The sequence below is a fragment of the Bradyrhizobium sp. S3.7.6 genome, from assembly GCF_054061875.1.
Window position 1 is genome coordinate 281,050 of record NZ_JBSSEQ010000001.1, and the last position, 24,318, is coordinate 305,367.

Consider the following 24,318-nt stretch of genomic DNA (forward strand, 5'->3'; position numbering starts at 1 on the left):
CGAGACTTCCGCCAATGCCGTCCTGAAAAAAATCCGTGCGAACGACCGTTCGTCGGCGCGGCGAGAGCCTTTTGAGGCGGCTTACTGCTCCAGCACCATCTGGCCGTTGGCGTATTCGAAGCGCTTGAGGCGGGACAGGAAGGAGAGGCCGAGCAGGTTCTCCGACAGAGCCTCGTCCGGCAGCACCATGGCGTCGACGTCGCGCACGACGAGGCCGCCGACCTCGAGCATGGCGATGCGCGTGCGCGCGGCCTTAATGGTGCCGTTGGCGGTCGAGACGGTGGCGTTGTACTCGCCGCGCGAGGGACGCAGGCCAAAGCGGGCGGCCGAGCTCTCGTTCAGCGCGACCACGGAGGCGCCGGTGTCGATCATGAAGCCGATCCGCTGGCCGTCGATGCGGCCTTCGGCCTGAAAATGGCCACGGCCATCGCGGGAGATGGCGAGGCTGCGCCCACCGGCCGGCGCCGTCGCAGCAACCGCAATCGTCGTGCGCGGCGCTGACGTCGCGGAGGCAGAACTCATCCTGTCCGCCATCTGCGCCATGAACGTGCCGAGGCCGATCATGATGGCCGCGAGGATCATTATGTTACGCATCACACCACTTCCGAGCCGGAAAGCTCGATTTCACCACGCGACACGTCTGGCCGCGAGCGACGCTGCGGTCAGAGCGCCGCTATTTTGACGAAAAGGATGAGCGGAGGGTTAATACGCCTTCGTGGCTTCTCACGTCCCGCGCGGCTTGACCCGCCGGGTCGGCAGCGCACTCGCCGGATCCTCCGGCCAGGGATGGCGCGGGTAGCGGCCACGCAGGTCGGAGCGCACCGCGGCGTAGCTGCCGCGCCAGAAACCGGGGAGGTCGCGCGTCACCTGCACCGGGCGCTGCGCCGGCGACAGTAATTCCAGCACCAGCGGCACCTTGCCGGCGGCGATCGACGGATGGGTGTTGAGCCCGAACAATTCCTGCAGCCGCACCGCAATGGTCGGCCCCTGCTCGGCCTCATAGTCGATCGCAAGCACGCTGCCGGTCGGCGCCTCGAAATGCGTCGGCGCCTCGCGATCGAGCCTTGCGCGCATCTCCCAGGGCAACAGCGCCATCAGCGCGTCGGAGAGATCGCCGGCCGAGATGTCTTTCAGTGCGATCTTGTCGTAGAGCGCCGGCACCAGCCAGTCGTCGCGCCGCGCGATCAGTCCGTCGTCGGACAAATCGGGCCAGCTGTCGCCCTCGGCCTTGCGCAGAAACATCACGCGGTCGCGCCACTGCTTTGCGGCCTTCGACCAGGGCAACCGGTCGAGACCTGCGGCAATCAGCCCATCTGCGAAGATCCGCGCGGTCTCCTCCGAAGGCGACACCGCGAGTGTCGCCTCAGACAGCGTGATCGCATGCAGCGCGCGCTTGCGCCGCGCGCGCAGCGCCATCGCGCCGCGGTCGAAGGAGATCTCGTCGACGGTCTCGATATGCTCGGCAAAATGCCGCTCGATGTCGTCCTCGCCGATCGGCGCCGCCAGCAGAACGCGGCCGCTCGCCGCCGTGCCCGTCATCTCGCCGATCGCGATGTAGGGTGCGCGGGCGAGCGACGAGGTCTGCTCCACCGCGGCGCCGCGACCATTGGCGAGCACGAAGGTGCCATTGCCGCGATTGCGCGCGACGCGGTCCGGGAAGGCGTAGGCGAGCATCAGGCCGGTCGAGAGATCATCCTGTCCGGTTACGGCCTTCTCCGACGCCGCCACCTGCGAAGCCCAGCGCCGCGCGAGATCGCGCGCGCTCGCGGCGCGCGGCGAGCGATCGCGGCGGAACTGATCGCGCCGGTACTCGAGATCGACGCTGTCGCCGCCGAGCCCGCGCTCGGTGACGATGGCCGCGATCTCGGCGGCGGCTTCGCCGCTGCCCACGCGATGCGAATCCACGATCATGCGCGCCAGCCGCGGCGGCAGCGCCAGCGCGCGCAGGCTTTTGCCTTCGGCGGTGATGCGGCCGTCGCCATCGAGCGCATTGAGCTCGGAGAGAAGGCTTTTCGCCTCTTTCCAGGCGGGCAGCGGCGGCGGATCGAGGAATGACAGCGCCGAAGGATCGGCGACGCCCCATTGCGCGAGGTCGAGCACCAGCGAGGAGAGGTCGGCGCTGAGGATCTCCGGCTGGGTGTACGGCGCGAGCGAGGCCGTCTGCGGCTCGTCCCAGAGCCGGTAGCAGACGCCCGGTTCGGTGCGGCCGGCGCGGCCGCGGCGCTGATCCACCGCCGCACGCGCAGCGCGCACGGTCTCGAGCCGCGTCAGCCCAATGTCGGGCTCGTAGCGCGGCACGCGGGCGAGACCAGAATCGACCACGATGCGCACGCCCTCGATGGTGAGCGAGGTCTCCGCGATCGAGGTCGCCAGCACCACCTTGCGCGTGCCTTTCGGCGCGGGCGCGATCGCGCGGTCCTGCACGGCAGCGTCGAGCGCGCCGAACAGCGGCACGATCTCGATGCTGGCATCCTGGACGCGTTCGCTGAGGAAATTCTGGGTGCGGCGGATTTCGGCGGCGCCGGGCAGGAACGCCAGTACCGAGCCGCCGTCGGCGCGCAGCGCGGACGCAATCGCATCCGCCATCTGCCGCTCCACCGGCGCATCCGCCTTGCGGCCAAGATAACGCGTCTCGACCGGAAAGGCGCGGCCTTCGCTCTCGACAACGGGCGCTTCCCCGAGCAGCCTTGCCACGCGCGCGCCGTCGAGCGTTGCCGACATCACGAGGATGCGCAGATCCTCGCGCAGGCCGGTTTGCGCGTCGCGCGCCAGCGCGAGGCCCATGTCGGCATCGAGCGAGCGCTCGTGGAATTCGTCGAACAGGACGGCCGCGATGCCGGAGAGCTCGGGATCGTCGAGGATCTGGCGGGTGAAGATCCCCTCGGTCACCACCTCGATGCGCGTCGCGCGCGAGATCTTCGAGCCGAAGCGGACGCGGTATCCGACGGTTTCGCCGGCCCGCTCGCCAAGCGACTTGGCCATGCGCTCGGCGCTCGCCCGCGCAGCGATACGCCGCGGCTCCAGCACGATGATCTTCTTGCCCGCGGCCCAAGGGGCATCCAGCAGCGCCAGCGGCACCCGCGTGGTCTTGCCTGCGCCGGGCGGCGCCACCAGCACAGCCGAATTATGCGCCTCCAGCGTGCGCGAGAGGTCGTCGAGCACGGCGTCGATCGGGAGGGGCGTGTCGAAGCTGCGGGGCAAGGCCTATCCATTCGTCATGCCCGGCCTTGTGCCGGGCATCCACGTCTTCGACTAGAAACAGACGTGGATGGCCGGGACAAGCCCGGCCATGACGAAATCGTTGCGGCAGTGGTCCCTCAGCCCTGCACCGGCGGACGCCCGATGCTCTCGTAGGTGAAGCCGGCGGCTTCCATGTCTTCGGGCCGGTAGACGTTGCGGAGGTCGACGACGACGGGCTGCGTCATGGTCGCCTTCAGCCGGCCGAGATCGAGCGCGCGGAACTGCACCCACTCGGTGACGATAACGAGCGCATCGGCGCCTTGCGCGCACGAATAGGCGTCCTCGCAATAGGTGATGTTCGGCAACTCACCCTTGGCCTGTTCCATGCCGACGGGATCGAAGGCCTTGACCGTCGCGCCCATGTCGATCAGGCCGGTGACGAGCGGGATCGACGGCGCATCGCGCATGTCGTCGGTGTCGGGCTTGAAGGTGAGGCCGAGCACGGCGATGGTCTTGCCGCGCAAGCTACCGCCGAGCGCCTGGCTGACCTTGCGCGCCATCGCGCGCTTGCGGTTCTCATTGACGGCCAGCACGGCTTCGACGATGCGCAAGTTCACGTCATAGTCCTGCGCGATCTTGATCAGCGCCTTGGTGTCCTTCGGGAAGCAGGAGCCGCCGAAGCCCGGACCCGCATGCAGGAACTTGGTGCCGATGCGGTTGTCGAGGCCGATGCCGCGCGCGACCTCCTGCACGTCGGCGCCGACCTTTTCCGAGAGATCGGCGATCTCGTTGATGAAGGTGATCTTGGTCGCGAGGAACGCGTTCGCGGCGTATTTGATCATCTCGGCGGTGCGGCGCGCCGTGAACATCAGCGGGGCCTGGTTCAGCGACAGCGGGCGATAGACGTCGCCCATCACCTTGCGGCCGCGCTCGTCGGAGGTGCCGACGACGACGCGGTCGGGATACTTGAAGTCGCGGATCGCCGCACCCTCGCGCAGGAATTCGGGGTTGGAGGCGACGACGACGTCGGCCGCAGGGTTGGTCTCGCGGATGATGCGCTCGACCTCGTCGCCGGTGCCGACCGGGACGGTCGACTTGGTCACGACGACGGTGAAGCCCGACAGCGACTGCGCGATCTCGCGCGCGGCGGCGTAGACATAGGACAGATCGGCGTGACCGTCGCCGCGGCGCGAGGGCGTGCCGACCGCGATGAAGACGGCATCGGCGTCCGCGACCGGCTTCGACAAATCGGCGGTGAAGTCGAGCCGCTTGGCCTTCACGTTGGTCGCGACCAGCTCGTCGAGGCCGGGCTCGTAGATCGGAATCTCGCCGCGATGAAGCGCCGCGATCTTCTTCTCGTCCTTGTCGACGCAGGTGACGTCGTGACCGAAATCCGCAAAGCAGGCGCCGGACACCAGTCCCACATAGCCCGTTCCGATCATCGCGATTCGCATGAAAAACCCTGTTCCAGCTTGGTTAACGAAACCCCAACTCGAGCGGTTTAGCATTTTCCTGAGGGGAGAGAACAGCCCGGATGCAAAAACCGGCACGCGAATTGTACCGGTAAAGAAACCTTAAACCGCAAGGCTTCACACTGCGCCACGTCCGCACAGAGCCGGGCGGACCGCGCCTCGAAACGGGACACCATGGCACTATCAGGCACAATCGCCGCGAGCGGGCTTTCCAAAGCCCCCCCGGCCGCGCGTGTCGACTGGATCGACTATGCCAAGGGCGTCTGCATCGTCATGGTCGTGATGATGCACTCGGTGCTGGGGTGTGGAGATCGCGGCCGGCCAGACCGGTTTCATGCATGTCGCCGTGGCCTTCGCAAAGCCGTTCCGGATGCCGGACTTCTTCCTGATTTCGGGCCTGTTCCTGCCATTGGTGATCGATCGGGACTGGCGAACCTATCTCGACCGCAAGGTGGTGCATTTCGCCTATTTCTATGTCGTCTGGGTGACAATCCAGTTCGGCTTCAAGGCACCGGCATTCGCGGCGGAGACGAGCTGGCGCGAGGCCGGCCTGCTGTATCTGGAATCCTTCGTCGAACCGTTCGGCACGCTCTGGTTCATCTACCTGCTGCCGATCTTCTTCGTCGTCACAAAACTGACACGGCGAGTCCCGCCGCTGGCGATCTGGCTCATCGCTGCCGCGCTGGAGACGGCGCGCATCTCGACCGGCTGGACCGCGATCGACGAATTCTGCGCGCGCTTCGTCTATTTCTATTCGGGATATCTGTTCGCGCCTTACGTGTTCGCGCTGTCCGATCGCGCGCGCAAGCATCCCGCACTTGCGCTGGCGGCGCTTGCGACCTGGGCGCTGATCAATGCGGGCCTCGTCGCGCTTGGCGCCAGCGAATGGAAGATCGTCTCGCTCGTGCTCGGCTTCGCCGGCGCCTGCGCTATCATCACGATGGGCACGCTGCTCGCCCGCGCACAATGGCTGAACTTCTTCCGCTCCTGCGGCGAGCATTCCATCGTGATCTACCTCGCCTTCTTCCTGCCGATGGCGGCGACACGAACGCTACTGCTGCGCACCGGCGTCATTCCCGACATCGGCACGGTATCGCTGATCGTCACCATCGTTGGCGTGCTCGGGTCGCTCGCGATCTGGCAGACCGCCCTGCGGCTGCACGCCGACTTCCTGTTCGAACGGCCAGAGACATTCTGGATCGCGCCGAAGAAGTCGGGCGTGCGGTTGCAGGCCGCGGAATAGGTCGATCAGGGCACCAAATAGAGAGCCCCGGCGGTGCGCCCGGCCTCGAGGTCGGCCTGCGCCCGCGCAGCATCACGGAGGCCGTAGGCAATGCCGGTCGACCGCAGGACGCCATCCGCCAGCGCAGCGAGCACGCGCTCGGCCGCACGCCGGTATTCCGCGGCATCGTTGACATAGGCCATGACGCTTGGACGCGCCAACATCAGGCTGCGACGTGGCCCGAGGTCGTTGACATCGATCGGCGCAATCGGACCGCCGGACTGACCGATGCTCGCCACCACACCGAATGGCCTCACGCAGCCAAGCGTCCTTTGCAAGGTCGTTCCGCCGATGCCGTCATAGGCGACGTCGACCCCACGCCCACCGGTGATATCCGCGACTGCGGCAGCGAAATCGGCATCCCGCCCAACGATGGTGTGATGCGCACCAGCGCCTCGGGCGATTTCGGCTTTGGTCTGCGATCCCACCGTCCCGATCACCACGGCACCTAGTGCACTGGCCCAGCGGGTCAGCAACTGACCGAGCCCGCCGGCGGCGCTGTGGACGAGAATCGTTGTGCCACGACCGACAGGAAAGACACGATCGAGCAGCATGTGCGCCGTGATCCCCTTGAGGAACGCTGCAGCCACCGCTTCGTCGGCTACCGTCTCAGGCAGCTTCACGCAACGGCAGGCCGGCAGGTTTCGTTCGGATGCATAGGCGCCGACCGGCGCTCCCGCGTAGGCGACGCGGTCGCCGACCTTGAGACCCGTTACATCCTCGCCGAGCGCCGCAACAACTCCGATCGCCTCGACGCCGGGAACGGCTTCGGCTGGAAGCGCGTAGAGGCCCATACGCTGATAGATGTCGATGAAGTTGACGCCGATTGCGGTCTGCCGGAGCCGGACCTCGCCCCGCGCCGGCGGTCCCAGAGCGACCGTTGCCAGTTCGAGCTGCTCCACGCTTCCTGGTGCCTTCAACCTGATGATCTCGGCCATGACTCGTCCCTTTCGTTGCCAATAAAAGAGACTATGGGATCAATCCAAATTCTGCGAAACTGCTCAAAGTTGAAGTTGTCTTGTGATATTTTGCACAATGCTCGATTGGTCCGACCTGCATCATTTCCTGGCTCTGGCGCGCGAGGGAAGCCTGTCGGCGGCGGCAAGGGGTCTCGGCGTCGACCATGTGACGGTAGCCCGCCGCGTCGCCGCGCTGGAAGCATCCATTTCGCTCAAGCTCGTCGATCGCCGACCACGCAGTTACGTTCTCACCGAGGACGGCAAGCGGATTGCGGCGATTGGCGCGCAGATGGAGGAGATCGCCTTCGCGGTGGAGCGCGCGGCACGGGCAGCGAAGCCGGAACTCGACGGGGAGATCTCGATCAGCGCGCCGCCCTCGCTCGCCAATATCCTGATTGCTCCAAAGCTGATGCAGTTGCGCGAGCAGTATCCAGGCATCCTCATCAAGCTGATCGGTGAGAAGCGAACGGCTTCGCTCAGCCGCCGCGAGGCCGATCTGGCGCTTCGCCTCTCTCGTCCGACACAGGCCGGGCTGATAGCCCGCAAGATCGGCCATTTCGAGTTTGGCCTTTACGGCGCGCCGTCCTATCTGAAGGAGACGCCACCTTATGCGTTCGCCTTTATCGCTTATGATGCCAGCATGGATGACACTCCGCAGCAGCAATGGCTGACGGATATCGCGGGCACCCGCCAGATCGTGCTGCGGACCAATGACCTCGAAAATCAGGCCGCTGCGGCCCGGGCCGGCGTTGGGCTTGCGGCGTTGCCGCGGTTTCTAGGCGACCGCGATCGACAGCTCGAACGTTGCAACACCGACCGCAAGCCTGTCAGTCGCGAGGTCTGGCTCATCGTCCATAACGACTTGCGCCGCGCGCCGGCGGTGCGCGCTGTCGCAGGCTTCCTCGAAGGCTGCCTGCGATAACTGCACCGCAAAGCGCGGCGCTGCCAGGATTTGCCTGTGCGCGCCTGCAAAATCAGGCCGGTGGAGGCTGTCTTTTGCCGCAAAAATTCATACATTGCGGCCATGCCCAAAAGCTCCCCAACGACATCCCCGAAGACCGCCGCCAAAGCCGACACCAAGCCCGCTGCTGACAAGCCTGCTGCCAAACCGGTCGCGGCGAAGGTGGCCGGCAAGGGCGACCACATCTTCCTGGTCGACGGTTCCGGCTACATCTTCCGCGCCTATCACGCGCTGCCGCCACTGAACCGCAAGTCCGACGGCTTGCAGGTCAACGCCGTGCTCGGCTTCTGCAACATGCTGTGGAAGCTGTTGCGCGACATGCCCGCGGACAACCGCCCGACGCATCTGGCGATCGTGTTCGACAAGTCGGAAGTCACCTTCCGCAACAAGATCTATCCCGAGTACAAGGCGCACCGGCCGCCCGCGCCCGATGATCTGATCCCGCAATTCGCGCTGATCCGCGAAGCCGTGCGCGCCTTCGATTTGCCTTGCCTGGAACAGGGCGGCTTCGAGGCCGACGATCTCATTGCGACCTATGCGCGACAGGCCAGCGACCGCGGCGCCCACACGACCATCGTGTCCTCCGACAAGGATCTGATGCAGCTCGTGAACGACAAGATCATGATGTACGACACCATGAAGGATCGCCGTATCGGCATTCCCGAGGTGATCGAGAAATTCGGCGTGCCGCCCGAGAAAGTGGTCGAAGTGCAGGCGCTGGCCGGCGATTCCACCGACAACGTGCCCGGTGTACCCGGCATCGGCATCAAGACCGCCGCGCAGCTGATCGTCGAATATGGCGACCTCGAACAGCTTCTGTTCCGCGCCACCGAGATCAAACAGCCGAAGCGGCGCGAGGCGCTGATCGAGAATGCCGAGAAGGCGCGGATTTCGCGCAAGCTGGTGCTGCTCGACGATAAGGTCGAACTCGAGGTGCCGCTGGACGACCTCGCGGTGCACGAGCCCGACGCGCGCAAGCTGATCGCCTTCCTGAAGGCGATGGAATTCACCACGCTGACGCGTCGCGTCGCCGACTATTCGCAGATCGATCCCGCCAATGTCGATGCCGATGCGTCGAACAGGAGCGGCGCAGGGGCTGGCGGCGACGCCGCCAAGGCAAAGACGTCAGAGACCTCCGGCGATCTGTTCGCCGCTCCAGCCGCGACCGCAACAGGCGGCGACAAGGGCGACAAGTCGGCCGGTCTCAAGGGCGCGCCGATTTCACTGGCCGCCGCGCGCGAAGAGGCGCTGCGCAAGCTGCCGGTCGACCGCAGCAAATACCAGGCGATCAAGACGCTCAAGGAGCTCGACGCCTTCGTCGCGCGCATCCACGACGCCGGTCATGTCGCGATCGAGACGAGAGCCAACTCCATCGATCCGATGCAGGCCGATCTGTGCGGCATCGCGCTGGCGCTGGCGCCGAACGAGGCCTGCTACGTGCCGCTCGCGCACAAGCAGTCCGGTGGCGGCGCCGGCCTGTTCGACGCGGGTCTCGCGCCGGACCAGGTCAAGCATGCGGACGCGATCGAAGCGCTGCGGCCGGTGCTGGAATCGGCGGGCATTCTCAAGATCGGCTTCGACGTCAAGTTCACCGCCGTGATGCTGGCGCAGCACGGCATCACGCTGCGCAACGCCGACGATGCGCAGCTGATCTCCTATGTGCTCGATGCCGGCCGCGGCTCGCACGCGATCGAAGCGCTCGCGGAGCGCTGGTTCGGCCACGCCATGCTGAAGGAGAGCGAGCTGCTCGGCAGCGGCAAGGGCAAGATCACCTTCGACCAGGTGCCGATCGACAAGGCCGCGCCGCTGTCGGCGGAAGGCGCCGACATGGCCTTGCGCGTGTGGCGCGTGCTGAAGCCGCGCCTCGTCGCCGAGCACATGACCGCGGTCTACGAGACGCTGGAGCGGCCGCTGGTGTCGGTGCTCGCGCGCATGGAGCGGCGCGGCATCTCGATCGACCGCCAGGTCTTGTCGCGGCTATCAGGCGACTTCGCCCAGACCGCGGCGCGCGTCGAAGCCGAGATCCAGGAGATCGCGGGCGAGCCCGTCAATGTCGGCAGCCCCAAGCAGATCGGCGACATCCTGTTCGGCAAGATGGGATTGTCCGGCGGCACCAAGACCAAGACAGGCGCATGGTCGACGACCGCGCAGGTGCTCGACGAACTTGCCGAGCAGGGCCACGACTTCCCGAAGAAGATCCTGGAGTGGCGCCAGGTTTCGAAACTGAAATCGACCTATACCGACGCGCTGCCGACCTACGTCAACCCGCAGACCCATCGCGTCCACACCACCTACGCGCTGGCCGCGACCACGACGGGCCGGCTGTCGTCGAACGAGCCGAATCTGCAGAACATCCCGGTGCGCACCGAGGACGGCCGAAAGATCCGCCGCGCCTTCATCGCGACACCCGGGCACAAGCTCGTCTCCGCCGACTATTCGCAGATCGAGCTGCGGCTGCTCGCCGAGATCGCCGACATTCCCGTCCTCAAGCAGGCGTTCAAGGACGGGCTCGACATTCACGCGATGACGGCCTCCGAAATGTTCGGCGTGCCGATCGAGGGCATGCCGAGCGAAATCCGGCGCCGCGCCAAGGCGATCAATTTCGGCATCATTTACGGCATCTCGGCATTCGGCCTCGCCAACCAGCTCGGCATCGCGCGCGAGGAAGCCTCCGCCTACATCAAGAAGTATTTCGAGCGCTTCCCCGGCATCCGCGCCTACATGGACGAGACGCGCGACTTCTGCCGGAGCAAAGGCTATGTCACCACGCTGTTCGGCCGGAAGATGTATTATCCCGACATCAAGGCTTCGAATGCCTCGGTGCGCGCGTTCAACGAGCGTGCCGCGATCAACGCGCGGCTCCAGGGCACCGCCGCTGACATCATCCGCCGCGCCATGACGCGGATGGAGGACGCCCTGGTCCAGAAGAAGCTGACGGCACAGATGCTGCTCCAGGTGCACGACGAACTGATCTTCGAGGTGCCCGACGCGGAAGTCGAGGCGACGCTGCCGGTGGTGCAGCACGTGATGCAGGACGCACCGTTCCCGGCCGTGAACCTGTCGGTGCCGCTGCATGTCGATGCGCGCGCGGCGAAGAATTGGGACGAGGCGCATTGAGGCTACCTCTTAACCTCGCCCCGCTTGCGGGGAGAGGTCGGAATTCGCGCGAAGCGCGGATTCCGGGTGAGGGGGTACAGGTCTCTCGACGATCGCACGTGGGGAGAGAGCCCCTCACCCCAACCCTCTCCCCGTAAGAACGGGGCGAGGGAGCGCACCGATCGCGCCGGCGAGTGGAATTGTCCTCCGTGCAATTGCGCGATGGCTCCGCCGCGCGGCGCATATTAGAATCGTGCCGTCCCCACACCGGTTCACCCATGCCCCACACCTCCGCCCTGCTCGGCTTCGCCCTCGTCTGCCTTGGTCTCGTGCTCACGCCGGGGCCGAACATGATCTATTTGATCTCGCGCTCGATCACGCAGGGACCGGCGGCGGGCATCGTCTCGCTCGGCGGGGTGGCACTCGGCTTCGTGTTCTACATGCTGTGCGCGGCGTTCGGCATCACCGCGCTCTTGCTCGCCATTCCCTTTGCCTATGACGCGCTGCGCTTCGCCGGCGCGGGCTATCTGCTGTGGCTGGCCTGGCAGGCGGTGAAGCCGGGCGGACGTTCGCCGTTCCAGGTGAAGCAGCTTGCGATCGACAACCCGCGCAAATTGTTCGCGATGGGTTTTGTCACCAATCTGCTCAATCCGAAGATCGCGATGCTGTATCTGGCACTGCTGCCGCAGTTCATCGATCCCACCGCCGGCAGCGTTCTGACGCAGTCGGTGGTGTTGGGGGCGATCCAGATCGCGATCAGCGTCAGCGTCAACGCGATGATCGCGCTTGCCGCAGGGTCGATCGCACTGTTCCTGGCGAGCCGGCCGAGCTGGATGCTGGTGCAGCGCTGGCTGATGGGCACGGTGCTGGCCGGGCTTGCGGTGCGGATGGCAGTGGAAGCGAAGAAGGTGTGATTATTTTTCTTCCTTCTCTCCTTGTGGGAGAAGGTGGCGCGAAGCGCCGGATGAGGGGTCTTTCTCCGCGCATTCGAAGACAGCTGGACTCGCGGAGACAGACCCCTCACCCGTCTCGCCGCTGCGCGGCGAGCCACCCTCCCCCACAAGGGGGGAGGGAAAAAGGCCGCTCAATCCAGCTTCGCGTCCATGCCCCGCTTCACCGCGGGACGCGCCATCAGCGCCTCATACCAGCGCTTGACGTTGGGAAAATCGGCCAACTCAACCTTGTGGCGAGGGTGGCGCCAGGCCCAGCCCAGGATGGCAAAATCGGCAACCGAGAGGTCGCCGGCGACGAAGTCGTGGGCCTCTAACCGGCGGTCCAGCACGCCGTAGAGCCGGCGCGTCTCCGCCATGTAGCGCTTCAGGCCATAGGCGCGATCCTGCTCGTTCTCGAGCGCGATGAAATGGTGCACCTGGCCGGGCATCGGGCCGAAGCCGCCCATCTGCCACATCAGCCATTCATAGACGGGGATGCGCCCGGCGAGCGATTTCGGCAAGAATTTGCCGGTCTTTTCGCCGAGATAGAGCAGGATCGCACCGGACTCGAAGATGCTGACGGGCTTGCCGTCCGGCCCCTCGGGGTCGACGATCGCGGGGATCTTGTTGTTGGGGCTGAGCTTCAGGAATCCCGGCGCCATCTGCTCGCCCTTGGTGATGTTCACCGGGACCACCTTGTAAGGCAGCCCCATTTCCTCCAATGCGACCGAGATCTTGCGGCCGTTCGGCGTGTTCCAGGTGTGCAGCTCGATGGTCATTCAGGCATTTCCTTCCCCGAGATATCTGGCATCCAACTACTCCAGAAGGTTGCACCCCCACAACTGACGGACCGGGATGGCCGATCCCTGTTGACTCGACCGGTCCCCTCTGGAATGTCGCGGCCGTCGCGGATAAATTCCGCCACCTCCAAAAAGCCCCGAGGGACCGCCGTGTCGAAATCTGCCTCCCGCGCCTGCCTGTTCGAAATCATCCGCCGGCGCTCCTTCGGCCGCGGTGACGTCACGCTCGCGTCGGGCCGCAAGAGCGATTTCTACTTCAACCTCAAGCCGACCATGCTCGACCCCGAGGGCGCGACGCTGCTCGCCGAGCTGACCTATGAGGCGCTGAAGGACGACCAGCTCGACTTCATCGGCGGGCTTGAGATGGGCGCGGTGCCGCTGGCCGGCGCGCTGGCGCAGATCTCCTGGATCAAGGGCCATCCAATCGCGGCGTTCTTCGTGCGCAAGAAGCCGAAGGAGCACGGTGCGAAGCTCGCGATCGAAGGTCTGCCCAAGGGCGAGACGCTCGAAGGCAAGCGCGTCGTGATCGTCGAGGACGTCACCACCACCGGCGGCTCGGCGATGAAGGCGGTGGAATCCGTACGCGAGACAGGCGCCGAGGTGGTGCTGGTGCTGACCATGGTCGACCGCGAGGAAGGCGCCACCGACACGTTTGGTGCGGCCGGCCTGCCGTTCCGCTCGCTGTACAAGGCGTCGGAGTTCCTGAAGGCTTAAGGCCGCGAGACAGTCCGTCCATGCCCGGGCGTTGCCCGGAAGCAACCATCCGCCGGAAGCTGTGCCCGGCCTTGAAGAGGTCACGGCCTCGACTTGAAATCGCCTCCGCTCAACTGCTCATTTACCATCCAGCACTATGGTGAATCATGTGCCGAGACCTCGGAAGGTTCCGGCCGGTTCAGTAGCGTCGGAGTGAGCATTGCGTACAGCCTTGTCCCATGCGCGTCGCGCGATGCTTGTGGCCGCCAGCCTGGCGGCCCCGCTGCTTGCGGTTCCAGCCCCGGCTTCGGCCGAAGGCCTGTTCGACTTCTTCTTCGGCGGAATGCAGCGGCCCCGGCCGCAGCGTGAGGTTCCGCAGCAGTCGAACTCCTTTGCCGATCCCTTCGCCAGCCAGCAGAATCCCGCAAACCCGCAATATGTGCCCCCGACACGCGCGGCGGCGGCCGGCGGCTCCGGCCCGGCCTTCTGCGTGCGCACCTGCGACGGCAAATATTTTCCGCTGATGCGCGGCCTCGCCTCGCCCGCTCAGATGTGTCAGGCGTTCTGTCCTGCCACCACGACAAAGGTCTATTTCGGCTCTTCGATCGACGGCGCCGCTTCGCAGACCGGCGAGCGCTACGCCGACAGCGAAAACGCGTTCGCCTATCGCAAGGCGCTACGTGCCGACTGCACCTGCAACGGCCGTGAGCCGGTCGGCCTCGCCCCGGTCGATCTCGCGCTGGATTCCTCGCTGAAAGCCGGCGACGTGATCGCGACCAGCGACGGCCTCGTCGCCTATACCGGCATCCGCGTCGGCAATGACCAGGCTGCGGACTTCACGCCGGTTGCCTCCTACCCCGGCCTCACCGCGCAGGTCCGCGCGCGGCTCGGCGAGATGAAGGTGGCACCGGTGCGCGCGGAGACGGTCGCAGCAGATGCGCCGGCCTCAGTCGAGATCGTGCGCGAGGCGCTGCCTGACGTGACGGTGCCGAAGACCCCAGCACAGAAGCCGGCGAAGCGGGCGGGGCTGGACTAAGCCCGAACTGAATCAAAAGTCGTCATTGCGAGCGCAGCGAAGCAATCCAGTCTGTCACCGCGAACAGATTATGGATTGCTTCGCTACGCTCGCAGTGACGGAGAGTGCTGCGTCACCTTCCGATGATCACCCCGATCACGTTCGGCGCCGCCAGATATTTTTCCTCGATCGCCGCGCGCGCGGCGGCGCGGTTTTCCTGAGTCAGCAGGCCGCGCTTCTCGGCCAGGATCATCCAGCAGAAGCCCCACCAGTCGGTGAGCATGCCCGCCTCGCCGATGAGATCGTAACCCTGCTCGGCTGCGAAGATGCGCGCATGCGCTTCGTCCAGCGTGTCGAGGAACAGATGATCCTCGGTCGAGAACAGATCGTCGCTGACGTCGTCGATGGTGTAGCCCCAGATCGACTGGCACACCGCGTTGAACTCGCGGTCGAACTGGTCGTCATCGACCGCGTAGCGCCGCGCGGCCTGATGCAGCCGCGACAGCGAGCGCGCGAAATCGGCGATCCGGGTGAGGGCAAATTGATCGAAGGCGATGGTGGACATGTAGTCCTCGCAAAGTCTGACGGACGCTAGATATTGTGTCGGCAACGCACCGAATCACAATGATATATCAAAGACTTGCCAAAGTGTTCTTAATTTGTTCCGGAACAGGGGACAAAGTCCGACCGGCGGAATCGAAAGGGGTCGCCTCGCAGCGACCCCTTTGCCGGTTGCAATCGTGTTCGGGATGAAATCCAGCCCCGGCAATTGGCAAGTTAGAGGTACCTATGAACTTAGGCGATTCCGGATAAGTACTGGACGTAGTCCTGTCCTATTTTCCGTTGCCGGGCCCGATGGATCCGGTTGGCACGAGGCCGGGATCTCAACAACAGCGCGAGGCCGCAATGGCGTGGACGCGGCGGTCACCGAGCAGATGGGCGACAAAGCCATTGCTGGGAAAGATCCTTGCGAACGCGGCATCGCGGATGCTGAGACCGCCGGCATAGGCGCCGAAGGCGGGCATCACGGCGCGCATCCCATCGCTGGCGAAGCAGCGGCGTTCCATCGAGCGGCCGCGTGCGGAGACGCGCGCCTTCGGATGCAGATGGCCGGCGATCTCGCCGCGCACACCTGTTGGCTCATGACGGAAGGTGATCGGGCCGATCGCGACTTCGTCGGCGATGGTCCCGCCGAGATCGCGCGGCAGCATGGGATCGTGATTGCCCGAGATCCAGATCCAGTCGCGGCCGGTCTGGAGCGCGGCGACAGCATCGCGATCGTCGGACGACAACCGCTCATGCGCGGTTCGGTCGTGAAAACTGTCGCCGAGCGCGATGACCGTTCGGGGATTATGGCGGGAGATGACGGCAGCGAGACGGCTCAGCGTTGCCAACGTATCGTAAGGCGGCAGCAGCACACCGCGCGTGGCGAAGCTCGACCCTTTTTCCAGATGCAGATCGGAGACGACGAGCAGGCGCTGCTCTTCCCAGAACAGCGCGCCGGAGAGATCGGCGTGGAGCGCGATGCCAGCCACATCCAAAGTGCGTGTCGATGAGATCGATAGCGCCACTTGCTCCGTCATGGCCGGGCTCGTCCCGGCCATCCACGTTCTTGCCGCGGAAGCAAAGACGTGGATGCCCGGGTCAAGCCCGGGCATGACGATGTGGATGGAGTTGCGCGCACCACTGGTAAAATTCTCTACGACATCGCCTCTTTGACCAGCTCGTCGGCGGCCTCCGCCAGGAGCTCGTCGCCAGCTTCGCCATAGACTGACTCGCGGCCGATTTCCAGCATCACGGGGACGGCGAGCGGCGAAACGTGATCGAGTTCCCGATGCGTGATGCGGCCCTGGATGCGGGCAAGCATGGCGCCGAGACGGCGCAGGTCGAGCAGGCCGGTAGCGGCATCAGCACGGGCGGCGCGCAGCAACACGTGATCGGCCTGGTGCTTGCGCAGGACGTCGTAGACGAGATCGGTCGAGAACAGCACCTGGCGGCGGCTCTTGTCCTCGCTGGTGAAGCGCCGCTCGATCAGGCCGGAGATCAGCGCGCAATTGCGGAAGGTGCGCTTCATCAGCGCGGATTCCGCGAGCCAGGCTTCGAGATCGTCCCCGAGCATGTCCGGGTTGAACAGCGCGTCGAGGTCGAGCTGGCCGTTGCGGATCATGAAGGAGGCATCGCCAAGCCCCCAGATCGCCACCGCATATTCATTGGCGACGAAGCCGAGCGGCCGGGCGCGCATCCGCTCCAGCCGCCGCGTCAGCAGCATGCCCAGCGTCTGGTGCGCGAGCCGGCCCTCGAAGGGATAGCAAATGAGATAATGCTTGTTGCCGCGTGGAAAGGTCTCGACCAGCAGTTCGCGCACGCCGGGCACACGTGAGACGTCTTTCTGCAACGACAGCCAGTCGCGCACCTGTTCAGGCAAACCATTCCATGCACGGCGATCATCGAGCAGGCGCCGCACGCGCTCGGCAAGATAGGTCGAGAGCGGAAATTTGCCGCCCATATAGGACGGCACTTTCGGGTCTTTGTCGTTGGCGCGGGAGACATAGACCTGATCCTCGGCCAACGCCTCATAGCGCACGACTTCGCCGCCGAACACAAACGTGTCGCCGGCGGTCAGGCCCTCGATAAAATATTCCTCGATTTCGCCGAGCACGCGGCCGCCGCGCGCTATGGCGCCGGTCGAGCCGCTGCCGGTGGAGCGCCCACGAACGAGCCGCACCTTCAGCATCGGCTCCTCGACGATGGTGCCGACATTGAGACGATAGCTCTGCCGCACCTTTGGATTGGCAACGCGCCAGCGGCCCTGCTTGTCCTGCCTGATGCGGGCGAAGCGCTCATAGGTCTTCAGCGCGTAGCCGCCGGAGGCGACGAAATCGACGACGTCGTCGAAATCCTGCCGGGCGAGATCTGAGTAAGGCGCGGCCGTGAGCACCTCGCCGTAGAGATCATCGCTCAGAAACGGCTCGCCGCAGGCGCAGCCGAGCACGTGCTGGGCCAGCACGTCGAGTGCGCCGGTGCGCAAGGGTGACGTATCCTGCGCATTCTCGGCGATCGCATCGATCGCGGCGCGGCACTCCAGCACCTCGAACCGGTTGGCCGGCACCAGCACCGCGCGCGAGGCTTCATCAAGGCGGTGATTGGCGCGGCCGATCCGCTGCATCAGACGCGAAGAGCCTTTTGGCGCGCCGATATTGACGACGAGATCGACATCGCCCCAGTCGACGCCGAGGTCGAGCGAGGAGGTGCAGACCACGCCGCGCAGTCTGCCCGCCGACATCGCGTCCTCGACCTTGCGGCGCTGGGCGACGTCGAGCGAGCCGTGATGCAGCGCGATCGCGAGGTTGTCGTCGTTCATGCTCCAGAGATTCTGGAACAGCATCTCGGCCTGGCTGCGGGTGTTGACGAAGACGAGCGTGGTCTTGTTGGCCTTGATCAGCTCGTAGATTTCAGGAAGCGCGTGGCGCGCGCTGTGGCCTGCCCAGGGCAGGCGCTCGCGCGTATCCAGCATCTCGACCAGCGGCGGCGCGGCACCGCCGGCGACGACAATGTCGGCGGCCGCCTCCTTCCCGCCGGGCTGCGGCACCAGGAAGCGCGCAAGCTGGTCCGGCTCGGCCACGGTCGCCGACAGGCCGATCGCGCGCAGCTGCGGCGCCAGCCGCCAGAGCCGTGCCAGACCCAGCGAAAGCAGATCGCCGCGCTTGGACGTCACCAGCGCGTGGAGCTCGTCGAGCACGATGCGCTTCAAGGAGGAGAACAGGAACGGCGCGTCGTCGGAGGAGAGCAACAGCGCGACCTGCTCAGGCGTCGTCAGCAGGATATCGGGCGGATAGCGCCGCTGGCGCTGCCGCCGCGACACCGGCGTGTCGCCGGTGCGGGTCTCGACCTTGACAGGCAGCCCCATCTCCGCAATCGGCCGCTCGAGATTGCGGGCAATATCGACGGCGAGCGCTTTCAGCGGCGAGATGTAGAGCGTGTGCAGGCCATCGCTGCGGCGAACATCGCGGCCGGTGGAGACGAGGCTTTGCTTCGTCCTTCCGTCCCGCTCGACCGGCTGCGTCGAGAGCTCCACCAGCGTCGGCAGAAATCCCGCCAGCGTCTTGCCCGCGCCGGTGGGCGCGACCAGCAGTGCGGAACGATCCTCGCGCGCCTTGTCCAGCAGCGCGAGCTGATGCTCACGCGGCGACCAGCCGCGGGCCGCGAACCACGCCTGGAAGCGGTCGGGCAGCAGCGTGGCCGGCTCGGCCGGAATTTTGAGGATGCGGGGCGGCACGGCATCACAGGTAAGCCGTGGGGGTGGGTTCGTCGAGGGGTGGAGATGTGAATAGCGGGGCGCCCCTTTTCCCTCTCCCCTTGCGGGAGAGGGTGGCTCGCCGCGACAGCGGCGAGACGGGTGAGGGGTATCTCTCCGCGCGTCATTCTCCTTCGAGTACGTGGAGAAGACCCCTCATCCGGCGCTTCGCGCCACCTTCTCCCACAAGGGGAGAAGGAAGAAAGCGCGGCCTACTCCGACATCGGCTTGTCGGAGATGTCCCAGTCCTTGCCGCTGAAGGTGGAGATGAAGAGCGTCTTCATCGGCGTGTAGTCCTCGGGCGTGTAGCTGTAGGTGACGCCGTCGAGGAAATAGGGCGAGTGGAAGCCTGCGAGCGTGGACGCCTGCTTCAGCACGTTGGCGCGGGTGAGATCGTCGCCGCAGCGGCGCAGGATCTCGCCCATGGTGACGGCCTGGCCGTAGCCGGCAAACGCGATGGTGTTGTCTTGATCGATCGCCGGCGTGTACTTCTTGCGCAGCTCCTCGAACGCCATCACGTCGGGGTCCTTCTCCCATTTGGGCAGGCCGACCTCCTTGTTGTAGCGGATGGCGACGATGCCGGTGGCGTTCTCGAGGCCTGCTGCGTTGAGGATCGAACGACCGGTCGAACCGGCTGACAACAATTGCAGCGGCTTCCAGCCGAGCTCGGCCACTTTGCGGATCGACTGCGACGACGCCTTGCCGGTGGAAATGTTGTAGAAGACGTCGGCGCCCGATTTCGAGAGATTGATGAGCTGGGAATCGACGGTCGGATCGGTCAGATCGTAGGTCTGCTCCATGATCACCTGCGCGGTGCCCCCGGCATCCGCCAGCACCTTCTTGAACGGACCGAGGAAGTCACGGCCGAAATCGTCGTTCTGGTAGAGAATGCCGACCTTGGCATTCGGCTTCACGCTGAGGACGTGCCGCGCCAGGATGCGCGCTTCGGTCGGATAGAGCGGCAGGCCCGCCATCGTCCATTTGAACTCTTTTGGATTGTTCCACTTGGACGCGCCGGTGTTGAGCAGCAGTTGCGGCACGCCTTTCGAATTCAGGTATTTGTGCACGGAGGTCTGCGGCGCGGTGCCGAGCGAGCCATAGAGCGCCAGCACCTCTTCCTGCTCGACCAGGCGCCGCGTCGCCTCGACGCATTTCGGCGCGCTGTAGGCGTCGTCCATGGTGAGGAACTTGACCTTGCGGCCGTTGATGCCGCCCTTCTCGTTCAGCATCTGGAAATAGGCTTCGCCGATGCGGCCGAGCACGCCGTACAGCGAGCCGGGCCCGGAATGCGGCACGGTCTGGCCGATCTTGATCTCGGTGTCGCTGGCGCCCGCATCGTATTTCTTCTCCGCGGCCCAGACATACGGCGCAGGCAAGGTGGATGCGGCGATGGTGGCGAGCGCGCCGGCGCTGAAATCGCGCCGCGTTGGATTCTTCGTCATTTTTTGTTTCTCCCTAGCGCCCGCATTGTGCTGGCATCGCAGCGCGGGTCGCAAGTGGGAAGTCGCAGCTCAGCGACGCAATGACGCTTAAATCGCGGGGCTTTTAGCGCCTAAACTCAAGTTTTCTCGGCGACGACGACGAGGCCGCGCACCGGCTCGTTGTTCTCGATGCGTGGCGATGCCGGCTCCAATGTCAGCAGCTTGAGCCCGGCCTTCGCCATCGCACCACGCACATATTCCGCCGAATGGGCATAGCGCAGGCCTTCGCCGAGCACGATGCCGCTGCCGTCATGCGTCTCCAGCGTGAAGGCGAGCACGCCGCCGGATATGAGCACGCGCTTCGCCTCGATGAGCACTGGCGCGAGATCGGAGAGATAGACGAAGGCGTCTGCGGCGACGACGAGGTTCGCGCTCGCATCGGCCTTGCCGCGCAGGCCTTCGATCATGTCGGCGACTTCGAGTTCGGCATAGAGTTCGGTGGCGCGCGCCTCCTTGATCATGCCGGGCGACAGATCGATGCCGATGAAATGATCGACCTGTTTGGCGAAGGCGGCGGCCGCGAGCCCGGTGCCGCAGCCGAGATCGATGGTGCGCTTGAACAAGGCCGGCTTCTTCGCGACGACGCGCGCGGCCACCACCGCCTTGAAGATCAGCGACGGTGCGCGATAGTCGAGATCGTTGATCAGCGTGTGCTCGAAGCGCGGCGCGTACTGGTCGAACAGCGCCTGCACGTAGGCCTTGGGCATCTCGGACAATTGCTCGTCGCCGAGCCGTATCAGATGCAAATGGGCGCCGTGCTGATCCTCGGGATCGGACTCGCGTGCTTTGCGAAATGCTGCGATGGCCTTGTCACGCTCCCCGAGCTGGCTGCGGATTTCACCGAGCGTGAACCACGCGGACGTAAAATTGGGCGCGAGCTCGATCGCCTGCTCGATGAGGTCGGCGGCAGCGGGCAGATCGCCCTTGAGCTGGAGGTCGCGCGCGAATTCGAAACGGCGGTCGGCCATGAGATCGCCGGAGGACTGGAACAGGCGCAGGGGCATAGGAACTCGGCTCGTCATCGCCGGGCTCGACCCGGCAATCCATCAAAAAGGGAACTGTTTAAAAGGATGGAGGCGCGGGTCCCGCCTCCGCCAATTGGCTTCGGCGGGCTTTTACACCGCCGGGCCGGCGAAGCCTAGCGGAGACGGCAAGCCCGCGCATCACGGGTTCATTTGGGGTGGCCGCTCCCTATATGACGCATATGCGTCCGCAAGACATCCTGCTGCCAACTGCTGACGGCCTGTGCTGCAAGCCCGGCACCTTCCACATCGACCCTGTCCGCCCGGTCGAGCGGGCCGTGATCACCCACGGCCATTCCGACCATGCCCGCGCCGGCCATGGCGCGGTGCTGGCGACGCAGGAAACGCTGGACATGATGCGGCTGCGCTATGGCGAGAACTTTGCCGGCTCGACGCAAGCGATCCGCTATGGCGAGGAGATCCGGCTCGGCGACGTGCGCGTGAGGTTTCACCCGGCCGGTCACGTGCTGGGCTCGGCGCAGATCGCCGTGACCTGCAAGGACACCTGCATCGTCGCCTCCGGCGACTACAAGGATGCGCCCGACCCGACCTGCACGCCGTTCGAGCTCGTGCCCTGCGACGTCTTCATCACTGAAGCCACCTTCGGCCTGCCGGTGTTTCGCCATGGCGATGCCGCCGGCGAGGTGAGGAAGCTGCTGGCCTCCGTTGCATTGTTTCCCGAGCGCGCGCATCTCGTCGGCGCCTATTCGCTCGGCAAGGCGCAGCGCGTGATCGCGCTGTTGCGACAGGCCGGCTATGACGCACCGATCTACCTGCATGGCGCGATGGAGAAGATCACCGAGTACTATCAGAGCCGCGGGATCGATCTCGGCGAGCTCAAGCCGGTGCTGGGCGTCAAGAAGGCGGCGCTCGCCGGCACCATCACGCTGGCGCCGCCGTCGGCCACCTCGGACCTCTGGACGCGGCGCTTTCCCGACCCCGTCACCGCCTTTGCCTCGGGGTGGATGCGGGTGCGTGCCCGCGCACGGCAGCGCGGCATCGAGCTGCCGCTGGTGATCTCCGACCATGCCGATTGGGATGGCCTCACCGCGACCATCGCGGCGACCGGCGCCAGCGAGATCTGGGTGACGCACGGCCAGGAAGACGCACTGGTGCATTGGTGCAAGTCGCAAGGTCTTCGCGCGCAACCGCTCGATCTCGTCGGCTATGGCGACGAGGAGGAGAGCGAGACACCGCTTCAAGATGAGGCCGAAGCATGAACCGCTTCGCCGAACTGCTGGATCGCCTCGCCTACGAGCCCGGCCGCAACAACAAGCTGCGGCTGATCACCGGCTATTTCCGCGAGGTCGGCGATCCCGACCGCGGCTACGCCCTGGCCGCGCTGACCGGCGCGCTGAGCTTCAAGCATGCCAAGCCCGCGCTGATCCGCGATCTGATCGCGGCGCGCACGGATGAGGTGCTGTTCGGGTTGTCTTACGATTACGTTGGCGATCTCTCGGAGACGGTGGCGCTGATGTGGCCGCGGCGGGTGCCCGGTCATGACGAATCTTTTCCGGGCCACCCCTCTCCCCCTCCCTCCCCCGCAAGGGGGGAGGGAGCGCAGCGGAGCGCGCGGCGGCCGGTGAGCATCACGACCGACAGTGATTCAGCGAGTGATGGAGGCACCACTCTCTCCGTTCCCTCCCCCCTTGCGGGGGAGGGGCAGGGAGAGGGGTACCGCGGGCGGGATGCTCATGAGTCCACACATCCAAGCAACCACAACAACCCGCCGCCCCCAACCCTCACCGAGGTCGTCACCACGCTGCGCACGCTCGGCAAGACCGAGCTGCCAAAGCAGCTCGAACGCTGGCTCGACGAGCTTGACGAGACCGGCCGCTGGGCGCTGCTGAAGCTCGTCACCGGCGCGCTGCGCATCGGCATTTCCGCGCGCCTCGCCAAGACTGCAGCCGCAGCGCTTGGCGACAAGGACCCGCATGAGGTCGAGCTGATCTGGCCGGGGCTCAGCCCTCCCTATCTCGACCTGTTCGCCTGGCTCGAAGGCCGCGGCGAAAAGCCGGTCAATCGCGATCCCGCGCCGTTCCGGCCGGTGATGCTCGCGCACGCGATCGAGGACACGGATTTCGCCGCGCTTGATCCCGCCGACTACATCGCCGAATGGAAATGGGACGGCATCCGCGTGCAGGCGGTGGCGGGCCGCGATGAGCGCGGGCAGATCACGGCGCGGCTCTATTCGCGCACCGGCGAGGACATCACGGGGAGCTTTCCGGATCTCGTGCCGTCGCTGCGGCTCGCGGGCGCAATCGACGGTGAGCTTCTGATCCTGCGCGAAGGCCGCGTGCAGAGTTTCAATGTTCTGCAACAGCGCCTCAACCGCAAGGTCGTTTCGCCGAAGCTGATCAAGGAATTTCCGATCCATTTGCGCGCCTATGATCTGCTCGGCGACGACGCGAACGATCTGCGCGAGCTGCCTTTCGCGGAGCGGCGCGAACGGCTGGAGACGTTCATCGGCAAGCTCGACGATCCCCGCATTGACCTGTCGCCGACCGTGCCTTTCGCAAGCTGGCAGGCGCTGACCGCGGCGCGCGCCGATCCCGCGAGTGCCGGCGCGGGTGCGGATGCTGATGCCGTCGAAGGCGTCATGCTGAAGCGGCGCGATGCGCCTTACCTGCCGGGGCGGCCAAAAGGCCAGTGGTGGAAGTGGAAGCGCGACCCGCACATCATCGATGCCGTGCTGATGTATGCGCAGCGCGGCCACGGCAAGCGCTCGTCCTATTACTCCGATTACACCTTCGGCGTCTGGACCGAAGGCGAAGCCGGCGAGGAGCTGGTGCCGGTCGGAAAAGCCTATTTCGGCTTCACCGACGAGGAGCTCTTGCAGATCGACCGTTTCGTCCGCCGCAACACCACCGAGAAATTCGGCCCCGTGCGCCACGTCGTGCACGAGCGCGACAAGGGGCTCGTGCTGGAGGTGGCGTTCGAGGGGCTGCAGCGTTCCCCGCGGCACAAATCCGGCGTCGCCATGCGCTTCCCCCGCATCAGCCGGCTGCGCTGGGACAAGCCGCCGCGCGAGGCCGACCGGCTGGAAACGCTGGAAAAGATGCTGAAGGCTGACGAATCCCTACCAACAATTAAGGTTGCAGCGTCCGCCGACAGCCATTGACGAGGGAATG

At 65.6% G+C, this 24,318-nt stretch carries 17 protein-coding genes and 1 pseudogene; 8 read left to right on the forward strand and 10 right to left on the reverse strand.

Going from position 1 to position 24,318, the window contains the following annotated elements:
- Positions 1-81 precede the first annotated feature (81 nt).
- The 3 genes from ACVJ5M_RS01430 to ACVJ5M_RS01440 all read right to left on the reverse strand — a co-directional run bounded on the left by ACVJ5M_RS01430 (position 82) and on the right by ACVJ5M_RS01440 (position 4,634).
- Positions 82-594, reverse strand: a complete 513-nt coding sequence (locus tag ACVJ5M_RS01430) for a TIGR02281 family clan AA aspartic protease (RefSeq protein WP_071909170.1) — start codon at positions 592-594, stop codon at positions 82-84.
- Between the two features lie 129 nt (positions 595-723).
- A complete protein-coding gene (gene hrpB / locus ACVJ5M_RS01435) occupies positions 724-3,201 on the reverse strand; it encodes an ATP-dependent helicase HrpB (RefSeq protein ID WP_063979837.1) in 2,478 nt (825 codons plus the stop codon).
- 116 nt (positions 3,202-3,317) lie between these two features.
- Complete coding sequence (locus tag ACVJ5M_RS01440; protein ID WP_231143693.1) at positions 3,318-4,634, reverse strand: UDP-glucose dehydrogenase family protein; 1,317 nt, start codon at positions 4,632-4,634, stop codon at positions 3,318-3,320.
- Positions 4,635-4,826: 192 nt separating this feature from the next.
- Here ACVJ5M_RS01440 and ACVJ5M_RS01445 point away from each other — a divergent pair.
- Positions 4,827-5,895: pseudogene (locus ACVJ5M_RS01445) on the forward strand (acyltransferase family protein).
- A 5-nt stretch (positions 5,896-5,900) separates the two neighbouring features.
- Here ACVJ5M_RS01445 and ACVJ5M_RS01450 read toward each other — a convergent pair.
- Positions 5,901-6,872, reverse strand: coding sequence for a quinone oxidoreductase family protein (locus ACVJ5M_RS01450; RefSeq protein ID WP_063979840.1), 972 nt, complete (start codon positions 6,870-6,872; stop codon positions 5,901-5,903).
- A gap of 97 nt (positions 6,873-6,969) precedes the next feature.
- Here ACVJ5M_RS01450 and ACVJ5M_RS01455 point away from each other — a divergent pair, with 97 nt between their 5' ends.
- From ACVJ5M_RS01455 to ACVJ5M_RS01465, 3 genes are all read left to right on the forward strand, one after another.
- Positions 6,970-7,815 carry a LysR family transcriptional regulator gene (locus ACVJ5M_RS01455; RefSeq protein ID WP_063979841.1) on the forward strand — a complete coding sequence of 282 codons (846 nt, stop codon included), beginning with the start codon at positions 6,970-6,972 and terminating at the stop codon, positions 7,813-7,815.
- A 102-nt stretch (positions 7,816-7,917) separates the two neighbouring features.
- Complete coding sequence (polA, locus tag ACVJ5M_RS01460) at positions 7,918-10,971, forward strand: DNA polymerase I (protein WP_231143694.1); 3,054 nt, start codon at positions 7,918-7,920, stop codon at positions 10,969-10,971.
- A 257-nt stretch (positions 10,972-11,228) separates the two neighbouring features.
- Complete coding sequence (locus tag ACVJ5M_RS01465; RefSeq protein WP_063979843.1) at positions 11,229-11,864, forward strand: LysE family translocator; 636 nt, start codon at positions 11,229-11,231, stop codon at positions 11,862-11,864.
- 170 nt (positions 11,865-12,034) lie between these two features.
- Here the strand turns inward: ACVJ5M_RS01465 and ACVJ5M_RS01470 are convergent, their stop codons facing one another.
- Complete coding sequence (locus ACVJ5M_RS01470; protein WP_038959906.1) at positions 12,035-12,661, reverse strand: glutathione S-transferase family protein; 627 nt, start codon at positions 12,659-12,661, stop codon at positions 12,035-12,037.
- A 171-nt stretch (positions 12,662-12,832) separates the two neighbouring features.
- Here ACVJ5M_RS01470 and pyrE point away from each other — a divergent pair, with 171 nt between their 5' ends.
- Both pyrE and ACVJ5M_RS01480 read left to right on the forward strand, forming a co-directional pair.
- Entirely contained in the window at positions 12,833-13,396 is a 564-nt protein-coding gene (gene pyrE / locus ACVJ5M_RS01475; RefSeq protein ID WP_456679235.1) for an orotate phosphoribosyltransferase, read from the forward strand.
- Positions 13,397-13,628: 232 nt separating this feature from the next.
- Entirely contained in the window at positions 13,629-14,411 is a 783-nt protein-coding gene (locus ACVJ5M_RS01480) for a DUF2865 domain-containing protein (protein WP_038959907.1), read from the forward strand.
- Positions 14,412-14,523: 112 nt separating this feature from the next.
- On the opposite strand, the gene ACVJ5M_RS01485 is transcribed toward ACVJ5M_RS01480, so the two are convergent.
- The 5 genes from ACVJ5M_RS01485 to ACVJ5M_RS01505 all read right to left on the reverse strand — a co-directional run bounded on the left by ACVJ5M_RS01485 (position 14,524) and on the right by ACVJ5M_RS01505 (position 21,169).
- Positions 14,524-14,955: a hypothetical protein gene (locus ACVJ5M_RS01485; protein WP_014491352.1), complete on the reverse strand. Its 432-nt coding sequence runs from the start codon at positions 14,953-14,955 to the stop codon at positions 14,524-14,526.
- Positions 14,956-15,274: 319 nt separating this feature from the next.
- Entirely contained in the window at positions 15,275-15,973 is a 699-nt protein-coding gene (gene pdeM, locus ACVJ5M_RS01490; protein WP_063985921.1) for a ligase-associated DNA damage response endonuclease PdeM, read from the reverse strand.
- A 116-nt stretch (positions 15,974-16,089) separates the two neighbouring features.
- Positions 16,090-18,666, reverse strand: coding sequence for a ligase-associated DNA damage response DEXH box helicase (locus ACVJ5M_RS01495; RefSeq protein ID WP_063979844.1), 2,577 nt, complete (start codon positions 18,664-18,666; stop codon positions 16,090-16,092).
- Between the two features lie 230 nt (positions 18,667-18,896).
- Entirely contained in the window at positions 18,897-20,126 is a 1,230-nt protein-coding gene (locus tag ACVJ5M_RS01500; protein WP_231143695.1) for an ABC transporter substrate-binding protein, read from the reverse strand.
- 116 nt (positions 20,127-20,242) lie between these two features.
- Complete coding sequence (locus ACVJ5M_RS01505; RefSeq protein ID WP_063979846.1) at positions 20,243-21,169, reverse strand: class I SAM-dependent DNA methyltransferase; 927 nt, start codon at positions 21,167-21,169, stop codon at positions 20,243-20,245.
- A gap of 200 nt (positions 21,170-21,369) precedes the next feature.
- Here ACVJ5M_RS01505 and ACVJ5M_RS01510 point away from each other — a divergent pair, with 200 nt between their 5' ends.
- Both ACVJ5M_RS01510 and ACVJ5M_RS01515 read left to right on the forward strand, forming a co-directional pair.
- The gene (locus ACVJ5M_RS01510) at positions 21,370-22,407 is read left to right on the forward strand and encodes a ligase-associated DNA damage response exonuclease (RefSeq protein ID WP_063979847.1); all 1,038 of its coding nucleotides are present in this window, start codon (positions 21,370-21,372) and stop codon (positions 22,405-22,407) included.
- A complete protein-coding gene (locus ACVJ5M_RS01515) occupies positions 22,404-24,308 on the forward strand; it encodes a cisplatin damage response ATP-dependent DNA ligase (RefSeq protein WP_063979848.1) in 1,905 nt (634 codons plus the stop codon). Before ACVJ5M_RS01510 ends, ACVJ5M_RS01515 begins: the two co-directional genes overlap by 4 nt.
- Positions 24,309-24,318: the final 10 nt, after the last annotated feature.

Coding starts and splice junctions, on each gene's coding strand:
- ACVJ5M_RS01430 (WP_071909170.1), bottom strand. CDS start 594: ATGCGTAACATAATGATCCTCGCGGCCATCATGATCGGCCTCGGCACG.
- ACVJ5M_RS01440 (WP_231143693.1), bottom strand. CDS start 4,634: ATGCGAATCGCGATGATCGGAACGGGCTATGTGGGACTGGTGTCCGGC.
- ACVJ5M_RS01450 (WP_063979840.1), bottom strand. CDS start 6,872: ATGGCCGAGATCATCAGGTTGAAGGCACCAGGAAGCGTGGAGCAGCTC.
- ACVJ5M_RS01455 (WP_063979841.1), top strand. CDS start 6,970: ATGCTCGATTGGTCCGACCTGCATCATTTCCTGGCTCTGGCGCGCGAG.
- polA (WP_231143694.1), top strand. CDS start 7,918: ATGCCCAAAAGCTCCCCAACGACATCCCCGAAGACCGCCGCCAAAGCC.
- ACVJ5M_RS01465 (WP_063979843.1), top strand. CDS start 11,229: ATGCCCCACACCTCCGCCCTGCTCGGCTTCGCCCTCGTCTGCCTTGGT.
- ACVJ5M_RS01470 (WP_038959906.1), bottom strand. CDS start 12,661: ATGACCATCGAGCTGCACACCTGGAACACGCCGAACGGCCGCAAGATC.
- ACVJ5M_RS01480 (WP_038959907.1), top strand. CDS start 13,629: ATGCTTGTGGCCGCCAGCCTGGCGGCCCCGCTGCTTGCGGTTCCAGCC.
- ACVJ5M_RS01485 (WP_014491352.1), bottom strand. CDS start 14,955: ATGTCCACCATCGCCTTCGATCAATTTGCCCTCACCCGGATCGCCGAT.
- pdeM (WP_063985921.1), bottom strand. CDS start 15,973: ATGACGGAGCAAGTGGCGCTATCGATCTCATCGACACGCACTTTGGAT.
- ACVJ5M_RS01500 (WP_231143695.1), bottom strand. CDS start 20,126: ATGACGAAGAATCCAACGCGGCGCGATTTCAGCGCCGGCGCGCTCGCC.
- ACVJ5M_RS01505 (WP_063979846.1), bottom strand. CDS start 21,169: ATGCCCCTGCGCCTGTTCCAGTCCTCCGGCGATCTCATGGCCGACCGC.
- ACVJ5M_RS01510 (WP_063979847.1), top strand. CDS start 21,370: ATGCGTCCGCAAGACATCCTGCTGCCAACTGCTGACGGCCTGTGCTGC.
- ACVJ5M_RS01515 (WP_063979848.1), top strand. CDS start 22,404: ATGAACCGCTTCGCCGAACTGCTGGATCGCCTCGCCTACGAGCCCGGC.